This window comes from Streptosporangium sp. DT93 (genome assembly GCF_049844535.1).
Classification (GTDB): Bacteria; Actinomycetota; Actinomycetes; order Streptosporangiales; family Streptosporangiaceae; genus Streptosporangium.
In genome coordinates this window covers 43,711-67,076 of the sequence record NZ_JBNCLF010000017.1, presented here as the reverse complement: position 1 = coordinate 67,076, position 23,366 = coordinate 43,711, and the positions used below count along the sequence as shown (strand labels likewise).

General features: G+C 67.9%; 23 protein-coding genes, 1 tRNA gene and 1 pseudogene. 15 read left to right on the top strand and 10 right to left on the bottom strand.

The genetic code is table 11. The features are described 5' to 3' along the window. Positions 1–40: 40 nt before the first annotated feature. A tRNA-Ala gene (locus ACLQ2R_RS30300) sits at positions 41–114 on the top strand. Positions 115–170: 56 nt separating this feature from the next. Here ACLQ2R_RS30300 and ACLQ2R_RS30295 read toward each other — a convergent pair. After that, the gene (locus ACLQ2R_RS30295) at positions 171–608 is read right to left on the bottom strand and encodes a tyrosine-type recombinase/integrase (protein WP_425964376.1); all 438 of its coding nucleotides are present in this window, start codon (positions 606–608) and stop codon (positions 171–173) included. 804 nt (positions 609–1,412) lie between these two features. On the opposite strand from ACLQ2R_RS30295, the gene ACLQ2R_RS30290 reads away from it, so the two are divergent. Continuing rightward, positions 1,413–2,000 (top strand): hypothetical protein, encoded by a 588-nt coding sequence (locus ACLQ2R_RS30290; RefSeq protein ID WP_425964374.1) that lies wholly within the window; start codon positions 1,413–1,415, stop codon positions 1,998–2,000. Between the two features lie 284 nt (positions 2,001–2,284). Here the strand turns inward: ACLQ2R_RS30290 and ACLQ2R_RS30285 are convergent, their stop codons facing one another. From ACLQ2R_RS30285 to ACLQ2R_RS30270, 4 genes and pseudogenes are all read right to left on the bottom strand, one after another. Continuing rightward, positions 2,285–3,253, bottom strand: a complete 969-nt coding sequence (locus ACLQ2R_RS30285; protein WP_425964372.1) for an ankyrin repeat domain-containing protein — start codon at positions 3,251–3,253, stop codon at positions 2,285–2,287. Between the two features lie 766 nt (positions 3,254–4,019). Next, the gene (locus ACLQ2R_RS30280; protein WP_425964370.1) at positions 4,020–4,229 is read right to left on the bottom strand and encodes a hypothetical protein; all 210 of its coding nucleotides are present in this window, start codon (positions 4,227–4,229) and stop codon (positions 4,020–4,022) included. Between the two features lie 53 nt (positions 4,230–4,282). Beyond that, positions 4,283–4,717 (bottom strand): VOC family protein, encoded by a 435-nt coding sequence (locus tag ACLQ2R_RS30275; protein WP_425964368.1) that lies wholly within the window; start codon positions 4,715–4,717, stop codon positions 4,283–4,285. Between the two features lie 28 nt (positions 4,718–4,745). Further along, positions 4,746–4,886: pseudogene (locus ACLQ2R_RS30270) on the bottom strand (IS5/IS1182 family transposase); the annotation flags it as partial. Positions 4,887–5,528: 642 nt separating this feature from the next. On the opposite strand from ACLQ2R_RS30270, the gene ACLQ2R_RS30265 reads away from it, so the two are divergent. Continuing rightward, positions 5,529–6,482, top strand: a complete 954-nt coding sequence (locus ACLQ2R_RS30265; protein WP_425964366.1) for a helix-turn-helix transcriptional regulator — start codon at positions 5,529–5,531, stop codon at positions 6,480–6,482. A 68-nt stretch (positions 6,483–6,550) separates the two neighbouring features. Continuing rightward, positions 6,551–7,039 carry a VOC family protein gene (locus tag ACLQ2R_RS30260; protein WP_425964364.1) on the top strand — a complete coding sequence of 163 codons (489 nt, stop codon included), beginning with the start codon at positions 6,551–6,553 and terminating at the stop codon, positions 7,037–7,039. Between the two features lie 193 nt (positions 7,040–7,232). Here ACLQ2R_RS30260 and ACLQ2R_RS30255 read toward each other — a convergent pair whose 3' ends face one another. Further along, positions 7,233–7,574 carry a Type 1 glutamine amidotransferase-like domain-containing protein gene (locus tag ACLQ2R_RS30255; RefSeq protein ID WP_425964362.1) on the bottom strand — a complete coding sequence of 114 codons (342 nt, stop codon included), beginning with the start codon at positions 7,572–7,574 and terminating at the stop codon, positions 7,233–7,235. Between the two features lie 2,067 nt (positions 7,575–9,641). Between ACLQ2R_RS30255 and ACLQ2R_RS30250 the strand changes: the two genes are divergently transcribed. After that, entirely contained in the window at positions 9,642–11,021 is a 1,380-nt protein-coding gene (locus ACLQ2R_RS30250; RefSeq protein ID WP_425964360.1) for a lectin, read from the top strand. A 424-nt stretch (positions 11,022–11,445) separates the two neighbouring features. On the opposite strand, the gene ACLQ2R_RS30245 is transcribed toward ACLQ2R_RS30250, so the two are convergent. Further along, entirely contained in the window at positions 11,446–11,766 is a 321-nt protein-coding gene (locus tag ACLQ2R_RS30245; RefSeq protein ID WP_425964358.1) for a hypothetical protein, read from the bottom strand. 286 nt (positions 11,767–12,052) lie between these two features. Between ACLQ2R_RS30245 and ACLQ2R_RS30240 the strand changes: the two genes are divergently transcribed. The 4 genes from ACLQ2R_RS30240 (at position 12,053) to ACLQ2R_RS30225 (ending at position 15,164) form a co-directional block, all read left to right on the top strand. Continuing rightward, on the top strand, positions 12,053–13,540 hold the full coding sequence (locus ACLQ2R_RS30240; RefSeq protein WP_425964356.1) for a condensation domain-containing protein: 1,488 nt from the start codon (positions 12,053–12,055) through the stop codon (positions 13,538–13,540). After that, the gene (locus tag ACLQ2R_RS30235) at positions 13,537–13,848 is read left to right on the top strand and encodes a GNAT family N-acetyltransferase (RefSeq protein WP_425964354.1); all 312 of its coding nucleotides are present in this window, start codon (positions 13,537–13,539) and stop codon (positions 13,846–13,848) included. Before ACLQ2R_RS30240 ends, ACLQ2R_RS30235 begins: the two co-directional genes overlap by 4 nt. Before the next feature lie 90 nt (positions 13,849–13,938). Continuing rightward, positions 13,939–14,565 (top strand): ClpP family protease, encoded by a 627-nt coding sequence (locus tag ACLQ2R_RS30230; RefSeq protein WP_425964352.1) that lies wholly within the window; start codon positions 13,939–13,941, stop codon positions 14,563–14,565. Beyond that, complete coding sequence (locus tag ACLQ2R_RS30225; RefSeq protein ID WP_425964350.1) at positions 14,562–15,164, top strand: ClpP family protease; 603 nt, start codon at positions 14,562–14,564, stop codon at positions 15,162–15,164. The genes ACLQ2R_RS30230 and ACLQ2R_RS30225 overlap by 4 nt, the downstream gene beginning before the upstream one ends. A gap of 15 nt (positions 15,165–15,179) precedes the next feature. Here the strand turns inward: ACLQ2R_RS30225 and ACLQ2R_RS30220 are convergent, their stop codons facing one another. Continuing rightward, positions 15,180–15,536: a helix-turn-helix domain-containing protein gene (locus tag ACLQ2R_RS30220; RefSeq protein WP_425964348.1), complete on the bottom strand. Its 357-nt coding sequence runs from the start codon at positions 15,534–15,536 to the stop codon at positions 15,180–15,182. Between the two features lie 172 nt (positions 15,537–15,708). Here ACLQ2R_RS30220 and ACLQ2R_RS30215 point away from each other — a divergent pair, with 172 nt between their 5' ends. Continuing rightward, complete coding sequence (locus ACLQ2R_RS30215; RefSeq protein WP_425964347.1) at positions 15,709–16,770, top strand: STM4015 family protein; 1,062 nt, start codon at positions 15,709–15,711, stop codon at positions 16,768–16,770. Positions 16,771–16,827: 57 nt separating this feature from the next. Here ACLQ2R_RS30215 and ACLQ2R_RS30210 read toward each other — a convergent pair whose 3' ends face one another. Further along, positions 16,828–17,805: a helix-turn-helix transcriptional regulator gene (locus ACLQ2R_RS30210; RefSeq protein ID WP_425964345.1), complete on the bottom strand. Its 978-nt coding sequence runs from the start codon at positions 17,803–17,805 to the stop codon at positions 16,828–16,830. 120 nt (positions 17,806–17,925) lie between these two features. Between ACLQ2R_RS30210 and ACLQ2R_RS30205 the strand changes: the two genes are divergently transcribed. Next, the gene (locus ACLQ2R_RS30205; protein ID WP_425964564.1) at positions 17,926–18,321 is read left to right on the top strand and encodes a RidA family protein; all 396 of its coding nucleotides are present in this window, start codon (positions 17,926–17,928) and stop codon (positions 18,319–18,321) included. A 222-nt stretch (positions 18,322–18,543) separates the two neighbouring features. Here the strand turns inward: ACLQ2R_RS30205 and ACLQ2R_RS30200 are convergent, their stop codons facing one another. Further along, positions 18,544–18,762: a hypothetical protein gene (locus ACLQ2R_RS30200; protein WP_425964344.1), complete on the bottom strand. Its 219-nt coding sequence runs from the start codon at positions 18,760–18,762 to the stop codon at positions 18,544–18,546. A gap of 573 nt (positions 18,763–19,335) precedes the next feature. Between ACLQ2R_RS30200 and ACLQ2R_RS30195 the strand changes: the two genes are divergently transcribed. From ACLQ2R_RS30195 to ACLQ2R_RS30180, 4 genes are all read left to right on the top strand, one after another. Next, the gene (locus tag ACLQ2R_RS30195; RefSeq protein ID WP_425964343.1) at positions 19,336–20,619 is read left to right on the top strand and encodes a cellulose binding domain-containing protein; all 1,284 of its coding nucleotides are present in this window, start codon (positions 19,336–19,338) and stop codon (positions 20,617–20,619) included. Between the two features lie 400 nt (positions 20,620–21,019). Beyond that, positions 21,020–22,030: a ketoacyl-ACP synthase III family protein gene (locus ACLQ2R_RS30190; protein ID WP_425964341.1), complete on the top strand. Its 1,011-nt coding sequence runs from the start codon at positions 21,020–21,022 to the stop codon at positions 22,028–22,030. Beyond that, complete coding sequence (locus ACLQ2R_RS30185; protein WP_425964340.1) at positions 22,027–22,296, top strand: hypothetical protein; 270 nt, start codon at positions 22,027–22,029, stop codon at positions 22,294–22,296. The genes ACLQ2R_RS30190 and ACLQ2R_RS30185 overlap by 4 nt, the downstream gene beginning before the upstream one ends. A 19-nt stretch (positions 22,297–22,315) precedes the next feature. Then, positions 22,316–23,359, top strand: coding sequence for a ketoacyl-ACP synthase III family protein (locus ACLQ2R_RS30180; RefSeq protein ID WP_425964339.1), 1,044 nt, complete (start codon positions 22,316–22,318; stop codon positions 23,357–23,359). Positions 23,360–23,366: the final 7 nt, after the last annotated feature.

Genomic DNA, 23,366 nt, shown 5'->3' with positions numbered 1-23,366 from the left:
GCGAGCGCCCCCGGAAGTTTGCTAACCTAGTCCACGTCTTGGGGATGTAGCGCAGTCCGGTAGCGCACTTCGTTCGCATCGAAGGGGTCAGGGGTTCGAATCCCCTCATCTCCACAGGACGAAAGGCCCGATTCCAGATCATGGAACCGGGCCTTTTTGCTGCTCAGAGGCTATGAGGTCGCTTCGTCCTCCGGGGCGGGACGTACGGCCTCCGCAGGACTCTCACGGACCGGAGTCAGCGAAAAGTCAGCGAACACCGCGCGGGCCCTGTTGTTGCGGTCGCGTGAGGCGTGCGTGTAGCGGTTGAGCGTGGTCGAGATCTGCTCGTGCCCGATGAGTCCCGCCACGTCGTTGACGGGGACGCCTTCGGAGACGAGCCAGGTGGCGTAGCAGTGCCGTAGGTCGTGGAACCTCAGGCCCTCGCCCGCGTGCTGGGCGAGATGGGAGACGGCCTCCTCGTGGGTCGCGAACCGCTTGCGCCGTTCGGTGCCGGTCTTGTCGGTCCAGGTGCCGAGGAAGCCGTCCCCAAGGTCCAAGATGGACCCGAGCAGGCCGGCCCGGACGAGGGACGGCCGCCAGACGCGGGCGCGGAAGGTGTGCCGGCTCATCAGGTTGCCGCTACGGACCGTGAAGACCTCGCCGAGCTGCCCCGCGGGGAAGGCGGTCCGGTGTCGGGTGAGGAGGTCGACCGCGAACCCGGGAAGCGGGACCTCCCGGCGTGTTACTGCCAGATGTGACTCCGCAAGTTACATAAGCCAGCAGTTCAAGGGTGCTTGCGTACTGAACTCTGTGCCATCCCTGCTACTGAAGATGGCTTCGGGTTATGACGCTGCATACAAACACATTTGGAAAGCTTGTTACGATAAGTCAGATACGTATCCAAAGAAGGCAAGCAAGGTTATTCCTGGCTGCTGGAACTTCTCAAGCAACACTCCTCCTTCGAAGGAGCAGTACCTGCATCGAGCGGTGTCCACAGCTGTGGCCGAACAAAATCGAGGCAGAGCGACGACGCGCTGCAAGAGTCTGTGGCCAGCATACGGAACAGTCGGGGGTCAAGACTGCGATGAATATCCCTGGGCTGCCACTAAAGAAAGGACTCCGACAAGCGACAGGTATCGAAACCTTTCGGTCTGTGCAATGCGCGGAACGGAGCAAGGGCCTAATCAAATAGCAGGTAGGATTTTCGCTCGCTTCCTTAATCGCGACAGAATTCTACGTGTCGTTGACGATCCGTTCTTTATGCGATTCAACACGCAACTCGCCTCCGTGGAGTCGATAAATCAAATATGCTGGAAGAGGGCTGTAGGTAAGTACACCATAGAGCCCTGACCGTTGAGTGTGCGGCCCGTCTCCTCCGAAAAAACTCTTCGGGGGAGGCGGGTTGTATCAATTCTGAGCAAGAAAGGAAATATATGGCATTCCAGGAGATCGTACGACACTATGAGCAGCTGATAAGAGATATCGAATGGCTGGCCGAGGGGATGGCTTGGACGGTACTCATTCCAGAGAAAGATCCACTTGCTGTTTCGGAAGTTATCTCTCGCCTGTCGCTTCCAGAAAACTGCCTCCAGTCAAACCTGGAAGTCGGATTTCCCGAAATGGCCTATATCAACACCCGATATGCATGTATGGCTCTTTTGGAACCTGAGGGATTCTCTCACGTCGGTTACGGGCCAAATATGGAACGTCTAGCCATTGATAACAGCGTCTGGCATGTATCTTGGAATATTACAGGTCGCCGTATATTGAAAGTGGCGAAAAATGGACAGGTCCAAGTGGAAATTCTTGACTTTGACCCAACTATGGTCCACGGAATAGGCCTAGATGCAGTTAGCTCCTATTTACCCCTCCTCCGGCATGCATCGAAGCGCAAATGGCCTGCACTGAATGCCACTGCGATGGCTATCGTCGAAACCGTTATCGGAACTCGCCTGGATCAAGAGTGGATCGATCAACCACAGTCGGGATTAGTTATCACGCGTCCCCCGATCGAACCTTGACGATGTGCTGACACTTACGGAGATCTCCGAACGACTCTAGAAAGGTTGAATTACACCCCTTGGCGACCTGGCCGTCCCTCAACCCGTAGACGACGACCTCGGCACCGGCGCCGACACGACGGGCCCCGGGTATCCGGGCTACGGATCAGCGGCTGGGGTCGCTTCAGCCTTCGATGAGACGTCCATCTGCGCATTGGATCAGCAGCTTTACCAGCCTGATCGGGCCCTTTCGTGTAGCGCCACCTCCAGGCTACGGAGGGACCTCGTCTTCGTCGTGCCGCCGGTCAGGTCCACCGGTTCTGATCGGGCAGTCTGAGCCACATGTCGAGTGGGCCGGTGATCGATCGGGCGTCGACCGGGCGGAGGCCCGCGCCGGCGAAGCAGTAGGCCACGGCCTGGAACCGGTAAAGATAGGTGGCCGATATCTCCTCGGCCGGCTCGTCGCGGGCCACGGTACCGCCGCCGGGATGGGTGTCCGACCTCTCGATGCCACCGTTGCGGGAGACGCTTCCCTGCTTGCCGCTCCCGGGGTTGTCGTACATGGCGTAACAGACGGTTCCTGTGGAAAGGCGCTTCGTGACGCCGGAGGTGTAGGCGGCATACCCCCAAGGTTGGCTGACGACGCATCCGCCGGGCACGTCCGTGACGCCGATGAGGGTCAGGCTGTCGTCGAGGTCGCAGAAGGGGTCGTCCAGAACCTCTTCGACGTCGTCGTCATCGGCCGGTACGGCTCCCAGGCGCAGCACCGCCTCGGCCGCGGTGATACCGGCCACACAGGCCAGGCTGGAGCCGTCGGTGTTGAACTTGCCTAATGCCGTGATCAGACGTTCGGCTTCCGCCACGGCGGCGGTTTCGGCGGCGGACAGGCCGATCTCACCCGTGGGGAGGGGGAACAGGTTGGGGGTGGGGCCGGCCAGGCTGAGCCGTCCGGGAGACCAGCCGTTCATCATCGGCCGCCATGGATCTGCTCCGACAGCGACCAGAGCGCGCGCGTTGTCGGGACGGTCGTTGAAGACGGCGAGCCACAGTGCGGTGCGGCCCTCGTGCTCGGCGTCGACGTCGTCGACGTGCCGGGCCAGTTCCGCGACCACTTCCGGTGAGCCTTCCCCGGCCGCGTGATGGAGGGGTCGTCCATGAAAGTCCGTGACCGAATTCGGGTCGGCGCCCGCATCGAGTCGAGCACGGATCGTGGCGGTATCCGTCCAGGCGTTCCAGCCCAGGCCGGACCATCCGGCTCCTTCGGTGACGGCCATGGCACTCCTTGAGAGGGACGTACTGAAGACGAGCGCTGATCATGACGTACAAGGCCGACAAATTGTGCCGGTCGCAGGAAACACGACTTCCCGTGGCCACGGTCGTCCAAGTCGAGCGGCTGAGCGGAGTCAGCGAAAAGTCAGCGAACCCGCTGACACAGGAGCGCATCCGAGACCAATGGACGTCATCGTCGTGACATTTGACGGCACCGGATGGCATCCGTTGACCGGAAGCGGTACGCCCCACCAGGGTTCGCATCGAAGGGGTCAGGGGTTCGAATCCCCTCATCTCCACAGGACGAAAGGCCCGGTTCCAGATCATGGAACCGGGCCTTTTTGCTGCTCAAGTGGTGTGCGGGTCGCCGATGGCAGGGATCGTGCGGCGCGTTGCCCATTGCGGGCTTCAGGGGCGAAGTCAGCGGACGTTTTCAGAGCGGGTGGGCCGCCGTGTTGTGGTGAGGAGATCGGCCGGTTCCCGGGTCAGGCGTCAGGCTTGGTGAGGATGACGACGGGGGCGTCCTCCACATCCGGCCATCCGGTCTCGAGTCTCATACCGGTGGCGGCCTCGATAAAAGCAACACGATGAAGGTGCTTCGCGCATCTCCTTTGCGCTTCGCGCCTGGACGCTTCGCGTCGAAAGCTGCTGAGAACACCTTGAGGTTGATCATGGGTTGCTCTCATCGCGAACCTGTCCGCACGTCCAAGCTCCAAGGCTCCGCCCTGCTAACGTCACTCCGTTCAGACCTCCACGGAGGGTTAGGCGTGATCAACCTAGAGTGTTCTCAGCCGCTCTTGACGCGAAGCGCAGGAAAGGACGCGCAGGCGGCGAGATCATCGAGGTATGCCCACGTTCCATGACCATCGCCGGGACTTTGGACGAATGGCGCAAATGGACCGGCCTTCCTTCGACGCCCCGGGCCTTCAGGATGTCCCGGAAGCGCTCGCCGCCGTCCACGTCGACATCGACCAGAACCACGCGGTTTATGTCGAACCCAATGTTCGGATACGGCACGGCCTGGCTTAGACCTCTCAGTCCAGACAGAACTCGTTGCCCTCAATGTCCTGCATCACGAGGGTCGACTCGTTTACCCCATCGGCAAGCAGGAGCTCTACGCGGACCGCGCCGAGCGGGATCAGCCGCGCGCATTCGGCCTCAAGGGCCGCCAGACGCTCCGCGCCCACGAGCCCGCTGCCGACCCGCACGTCAAGGTGCAGCCGATTCTTGACGACCTTGCCTTCGGGAACGCGCTGGAAGAACAACCGCGGACCCACCCCTGAGGGATCAACGCATGCGGCCCATGAACCCTGATCCTCGGGCGGCAGCGTGCGGTTGAAGTCGTCCCAGGTAGCAAATCCCTCAGGTACCGGCGGTGCGACATACCCCAACACTTCGCACCAGAAACGAGCGACGCGTTCAGGTTCCCCACAGTCGAAAGTGACTTGAAACTGCTTAACGGATGCCATGGGAGAAGCTTTCCATACTGAAGGTATTTCACCGCACCTCGCGAGCTTGCAGGACGAAGATTGCTTTGACGAGTTGACCTGAACGTAGCGGGCAGCAGCGGAGTTTGCGCAGGATCCGCCGGTTCTTCAGGACGGCATTCGCGCGTTCGCCGTGAGCCGGAGGCCTGGCAACTACGCCTGGAGCTGTCCCCGGTGTCCCCGCTGTCCCCGCTGTCCCCCAGAGGGGGTTGACCAGGGAGAACGCCATGAAGAATCGGGGACACTGTCGGAGGCAGGCTGTCCCCGCTGTCCCCGACAAGGCCGAAGGGCAGCATAAGAGGCGCTTCTTGCTGGGTTCTGAGTGACCAACTGCGTGACAACCGTAAAGGTCGATCACAGACGTAGATGGACGTTGACGGACGGTCGGGCGCAGGTCGCGAGGGCGAGAACATGGTTGGTACATGTGTTCGAACTGCTTCGCGTCGAAGGGGTCAGGGGTTCGAATCCCCTCGTCTCCACAAGGGGCCGTTCTTGAAACGGCTGGTCTGAGGTTGACGGGATCCCGTCTGATCATCGCGGTCAGGCGGGATCTTGTCGTTGCAGAGGTTTCCGAACTGGGTCGGTCCTGGTTTGGGAGCCGCGGAGCGGGTGTCCGGGAAAGCCCGTCCGGAGGCCCGTCGAACCCTCGTGCGTGAGATGCGCGACGGGGTGCCGGCTACCGGGGAGACGGCCTGGGAAACGATCGTCCCGAGAGGGGAACGATCGCAGAACCTCCCGAATCCATCCAGCTCAGCCGTACTCGTGAACGCTCCCTGCGGGCATCCTTGGTGACATGTCCGGCACCTCTGCGCGATTGCTGAATCTGTTGTCCTTGCTCCAGTCCCCGCGTGAGTGGCCGGGCAGCGAGCTGGCGGCGCGCCTGCAGGTCAGCCCGCGCACGATCCGCCGCGACGTCGAGCGGCTGCGCGACCTCGGCTATCCGGTACGCGCGACGATGGGCGGCGAGGGCGGCTACCGCCTGGTGGCGGGCACCGCCATGCCGCCGCTGCTGCTCGACGACGAGGAGGCCGTGGCCATCGCCGTCGGCCTGCGCACGGTGACCAGGCATCCCGTCGCGGGCATCGACCAGGCGTCCGTCCGTGCGATGGCCAAGCTCCAGCAGGTGCTGCCGTCCCGCCTGCGGCACCGGGTCGGTGCGCTGAACACCGCGACCGAGGCCCCATCGCCCTTCTCCGGGCCGGACATCGACCCGGAGATCCTCACCGTGATCGCCGGGGCCGCGGCCGGCCACGAGCGGCTGCGCTTCGCCTACGAATCGCGCGAAGGCACCGCCACCGGTCGGCTCGTCGAGCCGTACCGCCTGGTCACCGTGGGCAGGCGCTGGTATCTGGTGGCCTTCGACAACGACAGGAACGACTGGCGAATCTTTCGCGTGGACCGGGTGAGCCGGCCCCGCCCGACGGGAGTGCGGGTGCCGCCGAGGACGCCGCCGGCCGAGGACGCCGCGGCCTTCGTCACCGCCAGGCTGTACTCCACGGCTCCCACCTACCGCGCCGTCGCCACCCTGCACGCTCCGGCCGAGTGGGTGGCGCGCCGCCTCGGCGACACGGCGGGCAGGCTGGAGCCGATCGACGCCGGCACCTGCCGGCTGTCCGGGCAGAGCGACACCCTGGAGTGGCTGGCATTTCGGCTGGTCATGCTCGGCTGCGAGTTCGAGGTGCATCAGCCGCCCGAGCTGGTCGACTACCTGCGCAAGATGGCCGCTAGGACATTTCGCGCCGTGTAGGACAGAAGCTGATCTACACCAGGGCTAGCGTCGGTGGCACATTCACGCATACGAAGGAGCTACCCGATATGTCTGTCAAGGCGATCCCCGAGGGTTACACGACCGTCACGCCGTGGATCATCTCCCGCGACACGGCCGCGGTCATCGACTACATCCGAAAGGCGTTCGGAGCCGAGGAACTGGGCCGGGTGATCGACGCCCGCGGGGTGATCGGGCACGCCGAGGTCCGCATCGGCGACGCGGTCGTGATGCTCTTCGACGGCGACCCGAGTTGGCCGGCGACGCCCGCGTTCCTTCGGCTGTACGTCGAGGACGCCCACGCCGTTCACCGTCAGGCGGTCGAGGCGGGAGGTGTCTCCATCTCGGAGGTCACTCATCTGGCCTTCGGCGACCTGGTCGGGCGGGTGCGCGACCCGTTCGGCAACGTGTGGTGGGTCCAGACCCACATCGAGGACGTGACGCCCGAGGAGATGGAGCGACGCTTCGGCGACCCGGAGTTCACCGCGGCGATGGAATACATGCAACGCCCTGAGACCGAGATCTTCCCCCGGACCTGAATCTCGACCGGCCTGGGGTACGCCCTGGGCGACCGGTTCGCCTGCCCTCACCCGGTCGGTTCCGGCCACTTGTCGAGCTCACGTGACGCCACGTCACGCGGTCGGCGTAGAAAGAAGGCCAATCTGGACACGAAGGCATTTCGCGGACCGGGATCGGCGAAAGCCGGCGACCACCGTGCGAACCCTGTCGGTGTCAGGAGGAGAACAGCCTCCAGTGCCCCTCGGACACGACGTCGACGGTGCCCGGTGTGCCGTCGCCCCCGGCAGGCGGCTGCCAACCGACGAAGTGCTCTCCGATACGGGGGGGCATCACCATGCTTCCGGCGCTCGGTCCCACCCAGACCGTCTCGCGCAGCGACGGCAGGAGGTCCGCCAGCCCCGGCTGCCGCATCCAATGGCACAGGTACAGGGCGTCGCCGCCGTTCACCAGCAGGACGTCCGTCTCCCGGACCCAGGAGATCCAGCGCCCTTCGTCGATGCTGGGCAGCGCGGTGAGTTCCAGCACTCCCAGGGACTTCCACCCCAGCTCGCACATGGGGGTGGAGGACCGGCCGCTGATGAAACCCCATACCCTGTCGGGACTGCCCTGGGGGTGCCCGTAGCCGGCGGTGGGGATGCAGAGGGCGTTGGAGTCGGCGATCGGTGTGCCCAGCAGGCCGGCCAGCGCGCCGTGGATGCTCGGGTTCCTGACACCGGCGGAAGTGAGAGAAGCTTCACGCCTGCCTCCTGTACGTGGCGGTCATGACGCTCTCGCCGAGAGCCGGGAGATCGGTGCATGGGAAGATCGATGCGGCGTCCGGTCGTGTTGAGCCGTTCACAGAGCTCTGGCTCACGGCTGACCGGGCGGCCGTCACGAGAGCCGCTTCAGGCGAGCCGCGCCCGGCTGCTCGGTGAAGGGGCCGTTCACGGACGTCTGTCCTCGCATTCGGATCGGCGTCCGCGTCGAGCCGGGCACGGAGGAGAGCGAGAAGCGTCCTGCCGTTCCGGCCCGTGCAGGACCATCCGGCTTGGTCGGTGACGGCCATGGCACCCCTTGAGGGGAATGTACTGATACAAGCGCCGATCATGGCCTAAAGGACTGACGAATTCGGGTCGGCACCCATCATGGTCACAAAGATGCCGGCGCGCCGCGGAGCCCTCACGGAATTCGTGACGGAGCCAGGATTCGAGCGTCGTCGACATTCGGAAACCGGCCGGCGACTCAGGCCGGTGACACCGGCGCTGGTGGCGGTGACGCTCATATTCCTACGTCAAACGGGCTGGACAGGGCGTCTGGGGCGGGACGCTCACGTCGAGTGTCTTTGCTAGCGCTCACATAAGTTCATCGAGACGTGTCCTCCGCCCGGCGGGCTTGGCCTGAGTGGTGCGGCAGAGTAGACACGAAGCAAGAAACGCCTGTCAAGAATCGGCGGGTCCTGCGTTCCTGACGTCTGTTCGACGACCGGGTCCCATCTGCTTTCGCCCAGGAGCGTTCACTCTTCCCGGGAGCGCGACGCGGTGAAACTTTCACCCGTGACCGTCCCGCGGTGGTCGGACGGCCCCTTCCTCTCCCTCCCGGGCAGAGCGTTATCGGTGCACGCGGGGCTCGTGCCCGGCCGCCGGGCCGGCTCGTTCTCGGGGGGCATGCGATCGCCGGGCCGCGGACGCAACCCGCCGATCACCTCCAGCACCTGCCCCGCGGCCACCTCGTAGCCGCCGGTATACGCCTTCCGCGGAGTGTCGATCACGCTGCCCGCTCCCTCCACGAGAGCACGACCGGCTGAGGCCCGGATCAGCGTCAGTCCCTGCTTTCCGCCCGGCAATGAATACTACTCATCTGACGAGCTACCGGATCCTTGGGCGGGTGAAGGAAAGGGGCGGGCCTTCTAGCTGCACCTATGCCCGGAAGAGTCCCCACTCTGACAAAGGCCGCCTGTGAGGAGTCAGAAATAAGTGGGCTTAAGGTCTTGACGCGCCTCGGCGTGAGGAACGTAATTGGTAGCTAAGTCTCCGGGATGCCTCCTGTTGGAGGTCTCCTCGGCTGGACCGCATCTGGAGTGGGGCACTCCGTGGCGGTCGTGCGTCGTGGCCTGACCGCCTCGACGCACGCAGTCCCTCAGGATCACCCCTCCGTGGTGCCATTCGCCGGACACCGCGGTATGTCTGGAGAATCATGTGAGCGATCGGAACGAGCTACGCGAACGCGACCGCCGCCGGAGTCACCGGCCGCCGGTGCCGAGTGCGGAACGGTACTCGCCGGCCGTGCCACCGCCATGAGGGCCGCTTCAGGACGGTTACGCGGATCAGCGACGGCACGCCGATCGCGTAGGTGAACTCCACAGGCGGCTCACGGCCGAGCCGTATCCGCCGAAGCCACGGAGGCCAGGCCGGACATCGTCGTCCACGACGGTGACGTGAACGGTTCCGGCCGTCTCGAACCGGGGCGCGGCTGTTCGGCGACCCCGGTAAGCATCGGCCGGACGTGATGTTCAGTGCGGAGACCGGCGAAACGGCGTCGATCCGCGACACCGGCCGGCTGAGGTTCCCACCCCCCGACGAAGGAGAACCAAGTGGTGTCCCCATCCAGACGTGCCGATATTCGAACCGCAGAGGGAGTCGCGTGATGGTGAAGAACAGATCCCTCTTCGGAGCGATCGCGGTCGCGGCGCTTCTCGTCCTGTCCACGGGTCACGCGGCGCTGAGCAACAGCCTCGGCGGAACCACGTCGTCCACGGGTGCCGGCGCCCTCGCGCCCACCGCGGGGTGTGGCAAGACTCCGACGCTGAGAAGCGGCTCGCAGTCGATCACGACCAGCGGGAAGAATCGCAGCTACATCCTCAGGCTTCCCGACAGCTACGACAACACCACCCCCTATCGGGTGTTCTTCGGGTTCCACTGGAACGGCGGCACCGCCGGCGACGTCGACTCGGGCGGGACCAGCGGGTATCCCTGGTCCTACTACGGGCAGAGGGCGCTGTCGAACAGCAACGCGATCTTCGTCGCGCCCCAGGGCTTCAACAACGGCTGGGCCAACTCCGGCGGTGAGGACGTCACCTTCGTCGACGACATCATCCGGCGGATCGACGCGGATCTGTGTGTCGACACCTCCCAGCGCTTCGCCATGGGCTTCAGCTACGGCGGCGGCATGAGCTACGCGCTCGCGTGTGCCCGGGCGACGACCTTCCGCGCGGTCGCGGTCTACGCCGGCGCGCAGCTCAGCGGATGTAGCGGAGGCACCGAGCCCATCGCGTACATCGGCCTGCACGGCCTCAGGGACCCGCTCAACATCTCCTCGGGGCGGTCGCTGCGTGACAGGTTCGTCAGGAACAACGGCTGCACCCCCCAGAACCCGCCGGAGCCGGCGCAGGGCAGTCTGACGCACATCGTCACCTACTACTCGGGGTGCCGGACCGGGTATCCGGTCGCATGGGCCGCTTTCGACGCAGGTCACACCCCTGGTCCGTGGGACGGGTCCCCCGGTGACTACAACCCCCACGAGAGGTCCTGGACCGGGCCGGTGGTGTACGACTTCTTCTCGCAGTTCGGAGGCACGAACCCGACGCCGACGCCGACCCCCTCGATCACCCCGTCGCCCTCGCCCTCTGCGACGCCGGGAAGCACGAGTGCTCTGCGGGGCGTGGGGTCGAACCGGTGCCTGGACGTCAACGGCGCCTCCCAGGCCAACGGCGCGACGGCCCAGATCTGGGACTGCAACGGGCAGGCCAACCAGCGGTGGACCTCCACCGGCTCCGGTGAGCTGCGGGTCTACGGCAACAAGTGCCTGGACGTCAACGGGGCCGGGACCGCCAACGGCACCGCGGTGCTCATCTGGGACTGCAACGGCCAGAACAACCAGAAGTGGCGCCTGAACACCGACGGCAGCATCACCGCGGTCGGCAGCGGCAAGTGCCTGGACGTCTCCGGCAACGGCACCGCCAACGGCACCAAGGTGCACATCTGGACCTGCCTGGGAACCGGCAACCAGCGCTGGACCCGGAGCTGATCCCCTTTTCGGAGCTCTGAGTCACCTTTGGGATCCCTCACCGGGGAAAGTGACCGTCCCGGCGGGGGTTCCCCTTTGACGGCGGGGCCGTCTTCGCATGTCCGCCCGCCCTCGGGAGATCAAGCACGTCCTCCCGCACCCGGGCGGCCGCGCCCCGGGTTCGCCGGGCGCAACCCGCGGCGGCGATGGGACACCGTCACCCTCGTCGCCGTCTCGCAACCGCTTCGGCGGGGCTCCGGGCGGCATCGAGGCCAGGAGCGTACACGTGGAGGATCACGTGGCGAGCGCCCGCCGGTGGCGGCTTCGGCGGAAACGGGTGACATCGCGGACCTTCCGTAACCGGGGACGCCGGAACGAAAAGGCTCATCGGATGGTCACGAAAAGGTTCACCGAATGGTCGGACGCCACTGTCAAAAGCGGTGAATCATTCGCCGGTTCTTTCGCGGTCGTCTCCCCGTTCGTCGAGCAGGACGAAATCCGATGGCGTCACCGCCCCGGTGAGACGGGCCGGTATGTCCGCCGTCGCCCGGACGGCCGTGAGGCCGATCTCCGAGGTCGGCACGCCCGCCCCGGCAGGGTTTCCCCACCTCGCGTGGCCGGGCCGGGGAAGTGCCGGCCCGAGGCCGGAAAAGACAGGAAACCGGGTATCGCCCGATGTCTTGACGTCCTCAATGGCGCTCCTTAGCATTTTCCCACCGATATCGGAACAGAGCCGATCGGTGACGAAACTCGATATGGCACTCACGTCAGAAGTCCGGCCGGATGCCCCATCGGCATGCGTCACGATGGCGACGCGGTGGGCGTGAAGGAGCGGGCTTGAGCGAGCCATTCGGCCGCGGCGATCGTCACCGGCACGGCGGCCGACCCGCCGGGCCCGTCCTGTCCGGCCGGACCACCCGCCGGTGAGCCCCACGGAACACGCGCCGGGTCTCGTGCGGTCCCCCGTGAGGCGACTCGTGACGACCGGTAGGGAAGCGGAGACGAGCGACCTGAAGGTCCGCTTCTCCGGCCCCCGGTCGGGTCGCTGGCCCATGACGGTCGGTCAGAAGAACGTGCTGGAGTGGATCAGTCCCGGCCTGCCCGGGCCGGCCGACATCCTGTCGACGACGGTGCGCGTGCCCCGGGGAAGCACCATGGACGCGGTCGGTGCGGCTCTGGGCGAGCTGATCGGTCGCAGGGAGGCGCTGCGGACCCTCCTGCGGGACGGCGAGCAGGTCGTACGCGCGTCGGGGACGCTCGTCGCCGAGGTGGTCGAGGCCACCGGCACCCACCGGGACTGGGTCCCGCCCGGCCGGGCTTTCGACCCCGCCGTCGACCTTCCGGTACGGGCGAGCGTGGTGACGCGGTCGGGGTCTCCGTTCCTGGTCGTCCTGCGCGTGTCGCACGTGGCGGCGGACCTGATGGCGATGACGATCCTGCGCACCGAACTCGCCGACCTGCTGGCGGGCCGGCCGCTTCCCCCCGCCGCGTACCATCCCGCCGACCACGCCACCTACGAGCTCACCCCGCGGGGGCAGAGCCGGCTGGAGGGCTCGGTCGGGTACTGGGCCCGTCAGGTGGCCGAGAAGCCGTTGTGCGCGTTCGGCGTGCCGTTCCGTTTTCCCGGCGCCCGCGGCCATCATCACGTCCTGCTGGGTTCCCGGCCCGCGGCGGGGGCGGTGGCCCGCATCGTGGCGAGCACGGGCGCGCGGCCGCTGGCGGTCGTGATGGCCGCGTTCGCGGCGCTCCTGACGAGCTGGACCGGAGCCCCGGGATGCCAGCTCAACTGCCTGTGCAACAACCGTTTCTCCCCGGAACTGCGCGACTACGTCGGCACGGTGGCCCAGGAGACGATCGTCCCGTTCACCGCGTCGCCCTCGTTCCTGCGGTCGGTGTCCCGGACGGACGCCGCGGCCCTGGCGGCCTACAGGTACGGCAGGTACGACCCGGTCCGGCTGACCGAGGCGAAGGGGGAGGCGGAGCGGGCCCGCGGCATGGGTTGTCACCGGGACGTGGTCGTCAACAACACGACCGGCCACTCGCGGGTGATCCTGCCGGCGGCCGGTGTGGAACCCGGCCCGGACGACCGGATGTTCGGCGCTCTCGCGGAGCTCGACGTCTACCAAATGGACGGCAAGATCGGCTGCGGGCTCGGCCTCGACGCCCGCCTGGCCACGGCCGACGAGGCCGCCGCCCTGCTCGGAGGGGTCGAGCGGCTCATCGTCGCCGCAGCCGACGGCGACGTCGACCCGTCCGGCTTCGGCATCCCCCCGGCGGAGCGGGGGCCGGGCTGGGTGCGTGCCCGCTCGTGCTGGGTCGATCTCGCCGGCGTCCAGGCCGTGGTGGACCTCGCTCTCGGCCACGGCGCCGCGCGGGTCGAGGCCGTCGGAGACGAGATCGTCGCCCGGGTCGGGCACGACACCGACCTCTCCGCGGCCGCCGAGGCGGTGATCACCGCGGTCCTGCGCGAGGGACGCCATGGCGTGGTCGCACCCAGCGGCTACGTACGGGCCACCGGCGAGGGACGATCGGCGCCGTGACCGGGGCCATGAGGGGGGCCTCCTCCGCGTCGGCGGCGGGCATGACGAGCTGGACGGCGCGGGGGTCCGAGGTCTCCCGATACGGGGAGACAGGGATCGCCCTGCTCCCCGACTGGCGTGGTCGCGGCGTGGGCCGGCGCGCGCAGGCGCTGCTGTGCGACTACCTGTTCGCACACACCCCGGCTCAGCGCATCGAGGCGGCCACCCACCCGGAGAACATCGCGGAGCAGAGGTCGCTGGAGAAGGCCGGCTTCACGCTGGAGGGCGTCCTGCGCGCGGCGGAGTTCCGCGCCGGCCGCCGACCGTGATGCCGCGAGCCGGGTGCGCGCTGCTCAGAGCGGATCTGCCGCAGGCGGATCGTGCCGATGCCGATCCGAAACGCCCCACATGATGGACGCATGAGCGAAGAATCGAAACTTCCACTGTTCGACGCGCGGGTGAGGCGTCAGCTTTACGACGGGCGTGTTCTCGTTCTCGACGGCCCTCTCAACGACGACAACGGGACGTTGCTCGCCACCCAGTTGATAGCACTCGCCACGCAGGACGCGTCGGCCGACATCGCATTGTGGATTCACTCCCCGGGCGGTTCTGTTCCGTCGATGCTCGCGATCCGTGACGTCATGCGGCTCATTCCCTGTGACGTGTCGACCCTCGCGCTGGGTATCGCCTACAGCGCCGGGCAGTTCCTGCTGTCGTCGGGCACCCGGGGGAAACGCCGGGCCCTGCCGCACGCGCGTGTCCTGATGCACCAGGGCTCGGCCGGGATCGGTGGCACCGCGGTCGACATCGAACTGCAGGCCGACGACCTGCGGCACACCCGTGACACGGTGCTCGGTCTCATCGCCGCGGACACGGGTCAGCCCGTGGAGAGCATATTCGAGGACTCCCTGCACGATCGCTGGTACACGGCGCAGCAGGCACTGGAGTACGGCTTCATCGACGCGATCGTCCAGAGTTTCGACGAGATAGCGCCACAGGATCGTCCGAGGCTTGGATTCGGCGTCACCGAGGGAGCGGGCCAGTGAGTTCGTACACGATCCCCAATGTCATCGCCCAGAATCCTCGTGGCGAGCGGATCATGGATGTCTATTCGCATCTTCTGACCGAGAGAATCGTCTATCTGGGGACCGCGATCGACGCGGGCGTCGCGAACGCGCTCGTCGCGCAGTTCATCTTCCTGGAGTCGGAGAATCCCGAGGGCACCATCCAGTTCTACATCAACTGCGAGGGAGGGGACCCGAGTGCGATGCTCGCGATCTACGACACCATGCGCTACATCCGCTCGCGGGTCGAGACGACCTGTGTCGGACAGGCCGTCGCGGTGGGTGCCGTCCTCCTCGCCGCGGGGGCCGAGGGGAGACGTGCCGCTCTGCCGCACGCGCGGGTGATCCTGCACCAGCCGGCCGCCCAGGGGCGCGGGACGATCCCCGACCTCATCCTGCAGGCCGACGAGGTCGTACGGGTCCGGGCGGACATCGAGCGCATCCTGTCACGGCACACGGGCCAGAGCGTCGAGACCCTGCGCGCCGACACCGATCACGATCGCGTGTTCACCGCGCGCGCGGCCCTGGAGTACGGGCTCCTCGACGAGATCATCGAGGAGCGCACACAGCCTCACGGGTGATCCCGGCAGGCCCCGCTACGCGGCCAGGGCGAACGCCGCCGAGCAGGTGGCACCCCTCGACGTGCTGTTCTGGGCGGACCGCAGGCTCTCGGCGACGGCGAGGGTCAGGTCGACGAGGGTGACGTCCAGCGCACCGGCGACGGCGGCGATCATCTCGCTCGACGGCTCCTTGAGGCCTCGTTCCATCTCGGAGAGGTACTGCGGCGAGACGCCGGCGCGACGTGCCGTCTCGCTCAGCTTCTCGCCCCGCTCGTGACGAAGGCCCCTGAGACGCTCGCCGAGCACGTGCCGCCACAGCGGCTCGCGAGCCGGGGACGACGGGGGATCGGTCCGATCGGTCGCCGGACGCAGCGGCGGGACAGAGGAGGCCATATCTCACCATAGGTAGAGGGCGCCCTCGTGTCCCGCCGCCTTCGCGCAGAGCGAAACCGTCTCGGTCGCGTTCACGGAGGTGGTGTGCGAGCCGGATTCGGGTGATCGTTTTCGGGACCGTCGCCCGCGCCTGGTAGGACAGGGGTCCGCACCCCCCGAACGAGGACGCCGTATGGTCACCGAAGGCAATGAGATGTTCGCCGACGCTCAGCACGAAGGGCACGACCGGTATCTCGACGCGCTCCACCCCGGGGAGGCGGCCGGTCCGCGCGACCCCGGCGAGACGTTCCTCCCCGAGGACGCGTTCTACCGCCACGACGGGACGGGCAGCCACCGCGACACCTACGCCGGGCTGCCCGTCGCCGACCTCGACGAGCTCGACGGCCACGGTGACCTCGACCCTTCGCGCTTCGCCTGGCCCCTGCACGGCGGCGAGATATACGAGGAGGCCGACGGTGCCGGGTTCACCGCGGGCCTTGAGGAACTGCTCGACACCGTCGACGGTTCCGGGATCCAGGCCGTCGTGGTCGCCGGGATCAGTTCGCGCGACGCCCCCGCCGTGCTCGCCGCCAACGCCCACCGGCTGCCCGCGCTGCGCTCCCTGTTCCTCGGTTTCATCGAACCGGACTACCAGATCTCCTGGATCCAGCAGGGGGACGTCACCCCGGTCCTGGAGGCGTTCCCCCGCCTGCGGCGACTGGACGTGCGCGGCGCCGGCGGGCTGAGCCTGAGCCCCGTGCGGCACGCCTCCCTGGAGATCCTGCGGTTCGAGAGCGGAGGGCTGCCCGGCGAGGTCGTCCGCGCGCTCGGGCGGTGCGACCTGCCCGCGCTGGAGCATCTGGAGCTGTGGCTCGGTGTCGCCGAGTACGGCGGTGACGCCACGGTGGCCGACCTGGAGGGCATCCTGTCGGGGGAGGGCCTGCCCGCGCTGCGGCGGCTCGGCCTGCGCGACAGCGAGATCCAGGACGAGGTGGCCGCCGCCGTCGCCTCGGCACCGGTGGTCGCCCGGCTGGAGGCGCTCAGCCTGGCCATGGGGGACCTGGGCGACGAGGGGGCCGAGGCTCTGCTGAGCGGCCAGCCCCTGACCCACCTGCGCCATCTCGACCTGCACCACCACTTCCTCACCGCACCCATGGGCGAACGCGTCCGGGGTGCCCTGCCCGGTGTCGCGATCGACCTCTCCGAACCTCGGGGGCAGCTGGGGGACTGGCGCTACGTCGCCGTCGCGGAGTGAGGTCGCGGAGTGAGAACGCCACGCCCGGCGTCACGCCCGCCGGGCGTGGCGCGTACCTCAGGGTGACGTCCCGTAGCGGGCGGCGGTCGCGACGGCGCGGTCGCGCAGGGAGTCGCGCAGCCATCGCGGGGACAGGGCTTCCGCGCCGGTGGTGAGCTGCCACAGCGCCCATTCGGCGTGTCTTCGGTCCTGGAAGGTCACCTCCATCCGCAGTCGGCCGTCCGCGTCGGTCTCCTCGGCGAGGACGGCCAGCGCGGTGCCCACCAGGTCCTCCCGCCGTGCCGGGTTCATCCGTACCAGCACGGTGACCTGGTCGTCGCCGCCGGTCCGGAACCGCGTGCCGCGTTCCTGCCAGGCCCGGCCCAGGTCGACCCGGTCCGGCCGCCGGGCGGGTTCGGCGAGCGCCTCGGCGGCCAGGATCCGGGACAGCCGGTAGGTGCGGTCCTCGCCGGACCTCGTGGCCAGCAGGTAGCTCCGGTCGCGTACGGTGACCAGGCCGATCGGGTCCACCGTGCGCCACCTGGGGGGACGGTCGGCGGTCGCGTAGTGGATGCGCAGCCTGCGCCCGGCGAGCACCGCGCGCAGGACCTCGGCCACCGCGGCGCCGGGCGCCTCCTCGACGGCCGTCCGGCGCGAGAGGAGGTCGGTCTCGGGGTCGACGAGCAGCCGCTCGGCCGCGCCGGCCGCGGTGTCCCGGTAGCTCTCGGGGAGCGCGTCGACCACCTTGAGCATCGCCGAGGCGAGCGCCGAGCCGAGGCCGAACGCCTGCGCGCCGCGCCGCGATCCGGCGACCAGCAGGGCGAGGGCCTCGTCGTGGTTCAGCCCGGTGAGCTCGGTCCGGAAACCGGGCAGCAACGCGAAACCGCCGTGCCGGCCGCGTTCGGCGTAGACCGGGACGCCGGCCGCGGACAGGGCCTCGATGTCGCGCAGCACGGTGCGGGTGGAGACCTCCAGCTCGCGGGCCAGCGCGGTCGCGGACAGCCGGCCGTGCCGCCGCAGCAGCAGGACCAGCGAGACCAGCCGGTCGGCGCGCATGCGGAAACCCTAGGGGAATACGCGACACAGGATGTCGTGATTTGCCGGGAGGCTGATCAACGCGGCGGGGAGGACGCCCGCCGCGTGTGATGTCGACGAACCGAAGGAGCCGATATGGCAGTGCAGCGAACGGCGGTCAACCCGTGGGCGTGGTCGGCGGGGCTGGGGTACGACCAGGGGCAGGTCGTCTCCGGGCACACCCGGACCCTGTACTGCGCCGGGCAGGCCGCGATGAGCGGCGACGGCGGGCCCGAGCACGCCGGTGACATGGCGGCGCAGCTGGCGCTGAGCCTCGACAACCTGGAGGCGGTGCTCGGCGAGGCGGGCATGTCCCTCGCGAACCTCGTCCGGCTCACCGTCTACACCACCGACGCCGACCGGCTCTTCGAGCACTACGGCGTGCTGGCGTCACGGCTGGGCGCCGCCGGGGCGACACCGCCCACCACGATGCTCGGGGTGGTACGGCTGGCGCTCCCCGGCCTGATGGTCGAGCTCGAGGGAACCGCCGTCGCGTGACGTGACCTCACCGCCTCCGGCGGGGCCGCTGGGGGCACCGGGCGGCACGAGCGGGTGGGGGCGATCTCCGGCGCGGGACGGTGACGACCGGCCACGGGGGCTGGAGCACGAGTGGGCAGGGGGCGATCGCCGGTGCGCGGGACGGTGACGACCGGCCAGGGGCCGGAGCACGTGCCCCCGGTCGGGCCTCGTCGGAGCCGGGGGCGCGTGCGAGTCACGGGATCACGCGTACAGGAAGTAGTAGCGGTAACTGCCCTCCCACTCGCACGAATAGCCGTTCCACCAGCCCTGGGTGACGCCGTTGGTCCCGATCCGCTCGCACTCCGCGTGTTCCCTGAAAACACCGGCGAGCCTCTCGGCGTGCGCCGGGCTGGCGCCGACCGTCAGCGACACGCCGATGACCATGACGGCCGAGACGAGAGCGGCGCGTACCTTTCGCATTCGTCCTCCTGTGACTGGGGAGATCATGAAGGTTGGACATTATCACTTACCGCGCGCCGGGAAAATTGTCAGGTTCGAATCGGCCGCGACAGGGGCATGAAACTTTCATCGGCGTTGCCGGGGGAGGGCGAATGTTTCGCGGGTATTCACCACCGGTAAATCCGGTGTGACGTTCCCGGGGGTTGCCGGGGCTGTCCAATTACGGACGTGGCGGTCTTGGAAAGACCTCGTGGGTGCGTATCCGACCGCCTGTACACGCCATGGATGATCTGTGTGCCTTCGCGCTGTATAGTCCATAAAGGGCTTTTTGTGCCCTTATTTCTGGTCGGTTGGAACGATATGAAGAAAACTTTGACCGTCATCGCTTATGTGTCATATCGTCTCCCCGCCCATATCGATGTAAGCCGCGACACTCGAGCAGGACGTTGTTCTCGCAGGCGCTACGGTCGGCGTGTTGAACGCGGCTGCCCCGGCACAGGAGAAGACACGGACGGTCACCGGGAGAGCGGCGGTCATCCGACCGACCGGAGTCGCACCATGCAAGTTCGAAACCGCACGGCCATGATCGTTGGCATGGCGATGACCGTGCTGGCGGCCGTCGGCGTGACGACGGCCTACGCGCCGCCGGCCCACGCCGCGGTGATCGCCGACATCGCGTACGCCCCCGCGCAGCCCGCGGGCAGCAGGGGGCATCTGCTGGACCTGCACCTGCCGACCACCGGCATCACCCCCCGGCCGCTGATCATCTGGCACAGCGGCTCGGCGTGGACGAGTGAGGACGGCAAGGTCGGCGCGGACGCGATCGCCGCCATCTTCAACCCCCTGGGCTTCGCCGTGGCCGGCGTCAGCGTCCGCCCCAGCTCCCAGGCGATCTTCCCGGCCCAGGTGCACGACATCAAGGCGGCCATCCGCTGGCTGCGCGCGAACGCCGCCACGTACCAGCTCGACCCCAACCGCTTCGCGATCATGGGTGACTCCTCGGGCGGCTGGCTGACGGAGATGGCCACCTTCTCCGGGGGAGTGGCGGCGATGGAGGGGACCGTCGGCACGACCGGCGTCTCCAGCGCCGTGCAGGTGGGGCTCGCCTTCTACAGCCCGACCGACTTCCTGCAGATGAACGCGCAGAACCTGCCGACCGGCGGGCTCGACCACAACTCCCCCGCCTCGCCGGAGTCCCTGCTGGTCGGCTGCCCGATCCAGACCTGCCCGGCCACGGTGGCCCAGGCCAATCCGATGACCTACGTCGACGCGAACGACCCGCCGCTGCTGTTCCTGCACGGCCAGGCCGACTTCCTGGTGCCGCACGGGCAGAGCGTCCTGCTCTACAACAGGATCAAGGCGCAGTGCGGCGACGCCACGTTCGTCTCGGTGCCCGCCGCGGACCACATGATGCCCCAGATCATGGCCCCCGCCCAGTACGGCCTGCAGACCGTCCGCACCACCACCGACTGCGGCGAGACCGTCTCCACCGGCACGCTGAACCCCACCTGGCCCAACTTCACGACCTTCCTGCGGAGCGGGCTCAAGATGGGCAACTCCTGCGAGGTCACCTACTCCACCGGCACCTGGAGCGGCGCCTTCAACGGCAGCGTGACCATCAAGAACACCGGCGCGACCCCCGTCGACGACTGGACCCTGACGTGGACCTGGCCGGGCAACCAGCAGGTCACGAGCGCCTGGAACGCCGGGGTGACCCAGGCCGGCACCCAGGTGACCGCCCGTGACGCCGGCCACAACTCCTACATCGGCCCCGGCTCCAGCCAGAGCTTCGGTTTCTCGGCGACCGCCACCGGGTCGAACGGTATTCCGGCGCAGTTCAAGCTCAACAACATCGTCTGCACGCGGGTACCCGCCTGAGACGGCGCGCCGGGCCCTCGCCGAATGGCGAGGGCCCGGTGTCGTTCTCTCGTCGCCCGGATTCCGAATTGCATTCGGACAAACCGTGGGGTGGAGCGGAAAGACGCATTTTCCTGTCCCGACACGTTCCGTTTGATTCCGATCACGGAATGCCACTTACCGGATGACCCTCGTTTGTATTGATTTCCCCGACGGGCCGCCCCTATTCTTTCCCCTGGCGGCGCGCCGGCCTATTTCCCGTTGTTCTCGCCGGTCGGCCGAGGGCGCCCTGGCATCCCGGGTCCCGAAATGAATCCGATGAGCCGCCTTCCGCGCCCGAGGACCGGTGTCCGGGATCGTTGATGAGTTAAGGGGACGTGTGCGTACATCCAATATGTTCGTCAGGAGTCTTGGCGTTTACGTGCCTGACAGCGTGAGTGTCGAGCAGGCGGTCCGCGAGGGCTGGTACCCGGCCGAGGAGGCCGAGAAATTCCGGCAGATCGGCGCGGCGGTGGCCGGCGACATGCCCGCCCCCGAGATGGCGCGGCTCGCGGTCCTGGACGCGTACGAGCGCTGGGGCGAGTCCTCCCCGAAGGACCTCGACCTCCTGCTCTACCCCTCGGTCTGGCACCAGGGCCCGAACGGCTGGCAGCCCCAGCACTATCTGCAGATGCACCTGCTCGGCGGGAACGTTCCCGCGTTCGAGATCCGCAGCGGCTGCGTGGGGATGATCAGCTCGCTGGAGCTGGCGGCGAGCTACCTGCAGGCCGACGCCGACCGGGAGACGGCCATGGTCGTCTCCTCCGACAACCACGGCACCCCGCTGGTGGACCGCTGGCGGATGACGCCCGGGGCGCTGATCGGCGACGCCGCGGCCGCGCTCCTGCTCGGCAAGGGGTACGGCATGGCCCAGCTCCTGTCGGTGAACGCGACGGTGATCCCCGAGGCCGACGCGGTCAACGACGGCGGCTACCCCCTGTTCCCCCCGGACGCCACCGTCGGCGTGGGGCTGAGCTTCGGGGACCGCCACGAGGAGTTCCGCCAGAAGCTGCTCAAGGCGCAGGGCACCGGGATCCACCTGACGATCCAGAAGACGATGATGCAGCAGGTCGAGCGGACCCTGGACGAGGCCGGGATCGGGCTCGACGACATCACGAAGGTGGCGTTGCCGCACGGCCGCCGCGAGGACCTGGACGGGCAGATGTCCTGGCTGGGCATCGACGAGGACCAGACGACCTGGGACTACGGCAGGCGCGTGGGCCACTGCGGCGCGGTGGACCAGTTCATCGCCTTCGAGCACCTGATCGCGACCGGCGGGCTCGTGGCCGGAGACCACCTGCTCATGGTCGGGTTCGGCTCCGGGACGTCCGTCGCCGCGGCGGCTTTCAAGATCCTGTCCACCTCTCCCGTCACGGCGGAGGCACGCGCATGACCGAGCTCACGCACACGACCGACCTCTCGCGCAGGCTGGTCGGCTTCATCCAGGACAACCTCGTCCAGGACGGCGACGACGTCACGGTCGACGAGACGACCCCGCTCCTGGTGTCGGGTCTCCTGGACTCGCTGCGCACCGCGCGGCTGCTGAACTTCCTGCGCAGGGACGTCGGCGTCCCGATCCCCGCCGCGAAGCTCGACCCCGAGAACTTCCGGGACGTCGTGACCATCGTGGCGATGGTCAGAGAACTCGAATCCGTCTAGCCGGGACGAGGACAGAGTCATGCGGTACGCGGACACCTACATCAGCGGGGTGGGGGCCTTCGTCCCCCGGACCGTCGTCAGCGTCGAGAAGGCGGTCGCCAAGGGCTGGTACCCGGCCGAGGACGCCGAGCTGCACAACCTGGCCGGGGCCGTGGTGGCCGGGGACGTACCGGCTCCGGAGATGGCCCTGCACGCGGCGCGGAGCGCGGTCAAGCGCAGCGGCCGGGCACCGGCCGACCTGGACCTTTTGCTGTACGCCTCGACGTGGCACCAGGGGCCGGACGGCTGGCCCCCCCACTCCTACCTGCAGCGCAGGCTCGTCGGCGGGGACGTCCTGGCCACCGAGATCCGGCAGGGCTGCAACGGGATGTTCATCGCCCTGGAGCTCGCGGCCGGCTACCTGGACGCCGCCCCCGGCAGACAGGCCGCCCTGCTGGTCGCCGCCGACAACTACGGCACCCCGCTGATGGACCGGTGGCGGATGGGCCCCGGCTACGTCGGCGGGGACGCCGCCAGCGCGCTCGTGCTCACCACCGGGACGGGCTTCGCGCGCCTGACGTCGGTCTGCACGACGACGGTGACCGAGGCCGAGGAACTGCACCGGGGCAGCGAACCCCTCTTCCCCCCGGGCGTCACGGTCGGGCGGAAGATGAGCTTCGCGGCCAGGAACGAGCAGTTCCGGCAGAACGTCATGCCCAGGGGCGAGGCCACCGCGGCGCTGTTCGCCATCCAGCGGACGCTGATGGAGGTCGTCGAACGCGCGCTGGACGAGAGCGGCATCAAACCCGGCGACCTGGCCCGGGTGGCGTTCATGAACTACTCCGAGGAGATCGTCGAACAGCGGTGCATGGCCATGCTCGACCTGCCCATGTCCCGCTCGACCTGGGACTACGGCCGCACCATCGGCCACTGCGGGGCCAGCGACCAGGTCCTCTCCCTGGACCACCTGCTGACGACCGGGCAGCTGAACCCCGGCGACCACGTGCTGATGCTCGGCACCGGGCCGGGAGTGACCGTCTCCGGCGCCGTGATCCAGATCATTGACAGGCCCCCGTGGGCCTGAACCGAAG